Here is a 2,808-nt window from a genome sequence, read left to right on the forward strand (position 1 = left end):
CTGACCAAAAGCAGGTATATCTGTTATCCGGAATTGCTGTATGTGCGGATTGTGGTGCACCTATGACAAGAAAGGTTTCTACTGTGGCAGGGAAAAAATATGCTTATTATCTATGTTCCACAAATAAAGAAACAAAACGCTGTTCTAGTCATAGAATACCGGAAAAGGATCTGGAAGATGCCGTACTAGTGATGTTGAAACAGCATATCCAGAACATCCTGCACCTGAAAAGAGTCCTGGAATTTGTTGGTACTGTGCCATTTCAGGAGATCAATATGAAGAAGCTGCAGGACAGGCTGGAGAAGAAAAAACAGGAGACAGTACGCTGTAAGGAGTTACGGATGATGCTCTATTCGGATATGAAAGAGGGCATTGTATCAAAAGAAGACTATGTTGAGCTTCATGCAGCCTATGGAAAGAGGCTTAGAAATGCGGAAGAGAGTATCCGTGCGATCCAGAAAGAAATGGATAGTGAGCTGGAAAAAGCAGACAAAGCCAATACCTGGCTGGATTATTTTGTGAAGTATCAGGATATTGAAGAACTGTCCCGCACTGTGGTGGTAGAACTGATCAGGCAAATTCGAGTATATGATAAAAAGAATATAGAGATTACTTTTGATTTTGATGATTGTTATCAGACATTGCTGAATCAATTACCGGCTATGGGAGTTGATACGGTAATAGATGATGATAATAATCTGCAGGTCAAGGTAAAGGAGGTTGTATAAAATGGCACGAAAGAGCAGGAAAAACATTCCGGAAGTAGTCAGCAGTGCAACCGTCCAGACAGAGGTGAGCAGACCGTTCCGGGCAGGATTGTATGCCAGAATTTCAATGGAAACAGAAGAAACATTGGAAAGAGGAACGATAGAAACTCAGGTGGAATTGATGAAAAACTTTGTAGCAGATACGGAAGATATTTCGGTTGCGGAAGTTTATAAGGACTCAGACTATTCAGGTACAAATTTTGACCGTCCTGGATTTGTACAGATGATGGAAGATATCAAGCATGGAAAAATCAATTGTGTTATTGTAAAAGATTTGTCCAGACTTGGAAGAAATTATGTCGAAACCAGTAATTATATTGAACGAGTATTCCCGTTTTTCCATGTAAGATTTCTGGCTGTGACAGATGATTTCGATTCCTTCAGAGAGGGTGTGGATCTTACAGTTCCACTGAAGAATATTATCAATGAGTTCTATTCGAAAGACCTTGCCAAAAAGAGTAGCAGCGCAAAAAAAGCTCTTTGGAAAAAAGGAAAATTTACAAGTGCCTGGGAACCGTATGGTTACAGAAAGTCAGAAGAAGACCATCATCAGCTGATTGTTGATGAAGAAGCTGCAGAACATCTGAAAAGTATATTTTCTATGTATATGGATGGCAGGAACTATAGTGATATTGCAAGACAGCTCAATAAAGATGGAGTTTTATCGCCGACTTTACAAAGAAAATTCTATAAAACCGGTGAAAAGTCGCTTCCGGAGTCAAAACCCTGGAACAATTATGAAGTGAAACGAGTTCTTCAGGATGTTCATTGCACAGGTGATTCAGTATTTGGAAAATATCAGCAAAGTGTTTTCCAGGGAAATAAACAGAGAAATCGACCAGAGAGTGAATGGGTGCATGTGGAGAACACGCATGAAGGGATTATAGATAGAGAATTGTTTCAACAGGTACAATCTAAAATCCAGGAATATACGGAAGCTTATAAGAAGAAACATCAGCAGAACAATGGGGCTATTAGAAACCATAATTTCTATACAGGAAAGATATGGTGCGGAGGCTGTGGTAACCGCATGACGTTGTCCAGAGAAAGAAATGGCACATTCTTTTATATCTGCGGAGCCAATACTAACCATAAATCCGGAGGAAAGCAATGCAAAGGGCACAGAGTCAGAAAAGAATATGTGGATGACGATGTTCTTCGCCTGATCCAAACGCATATGAAAACCGTATTGGATACAGAAAAAATGATTCAGGAAATGAATGCAGCTTCCAAAAACCAGACACAGTACCTGCTTTTGGATAAAGAAGTGGGGAAACTTCGACGGGAACTAAGCCGAATCAGTAAGCGTAAGTCGGATTTATATGAAGATTACTCGGAACGTTTGATTACAGAAGAAGAGTACATACAGTTTTCTCGAATCTATTCCAATGAAATTGAGAATATCAAGAGCCGTCTGGACACAGTATTGGCGGCACAGGTTCGGTATTCCCAGGATTACCACATTGAAGAAGGCTGGGGAAATGTGATACATACTTATATGTCAAAGCGTAAGCTGACAAAAGAAATGGCAGATGCCTTTGTGGATTCAATTATTATCCATGGTAAGTATGATTATGAGATCAAGCTGGTATATGACGATCAGTTTGCAGATTTACAGAAATTAAAGAAAGAGAAGGAGGCGCAGTCAAGATGACAGATCATAGAAAAACAGCTGTTTACATCCGTTTATCCGCAGAAGATGACAATGTAGATGGCAGAGCCAAAAAAGAGAGCGACAGTGTAACTTCTCAGAGAATTCTGTTAAAATCATTTGCAATTGATGAGCTTGGTGTAGCTGAGTCGGATATTCTGGAATATGTGGATGACGGTGTCAGCGGTACTCATTTTAAAAGGCAGGGATTTCAACAGCTGCAGGATGACATGAAAAGCGGAGAAATCGGCTGTGTAGTTGTGAAAGACTTTTCCAGATTTGGAAGAGACTATTTGGAAGTTGGATTTTATATTGAATATATTTTTCCACTTCTACAGATTCGATTTATTTCGATTAATGACAGCTATGACAGTGCAGCAAGCAGCGGAA

3 protein-coding genes are annotated in these 2,808 nt (G+C 39.8%); all 3 read left to right on the top strand.

Going from position 1 to position 2,808, the window contains the following annotated elements; all coding sequences use genetic code 11:
- Positions 1-728 (top strand): recombinase zinc ribbon domain-containing protein (locus tag G4407_RS15850; RefSeq protein ID WP_173689645.1); only part of this gene is annotated, 728 nt, incomplete at its 5' end.
- A 1-nt stretch (position 729) separates the two neighbouring features.
- Positions 730-2,421 (top strand): recombinase family protein, encoded by a 1,692-nt coding sequence (locus G4407_RS15855; protein ID WP_173689646.1) that lies wholly within the window; start codon positions 730-732, stop codon positions 2,419-2,421.
- A partial coding sequence (locus G4407_RS15860) for a recombinase family protein (protein ID WP_173689647.1) occupies positions 2,418-2,808 on the top strand: 391 nt, incomplete at its 3' end. The genes G4407_RS15855 and G4407_RS15860, both read left to right, overlap by 4 nt.

Source organism: Allocoprococcus comes, assembly GCF_013300725.1.
Lineage (GTDB): Bacteria > Bacillota > Clostridia > Lachnospirales > Lachnospiraceae > Allocoprococcus > Allocoprococcus comes_A.

Excerpts from the sequence above, each read along its gene's own strand:
- G4407_RS15855 (WP_173689646.1), top strand. The coding sequence starts at position 730 with ATGGCACGAAAGAGCAGGAAAAACATTCCGGAAGTAGTCAGCAGTGCA.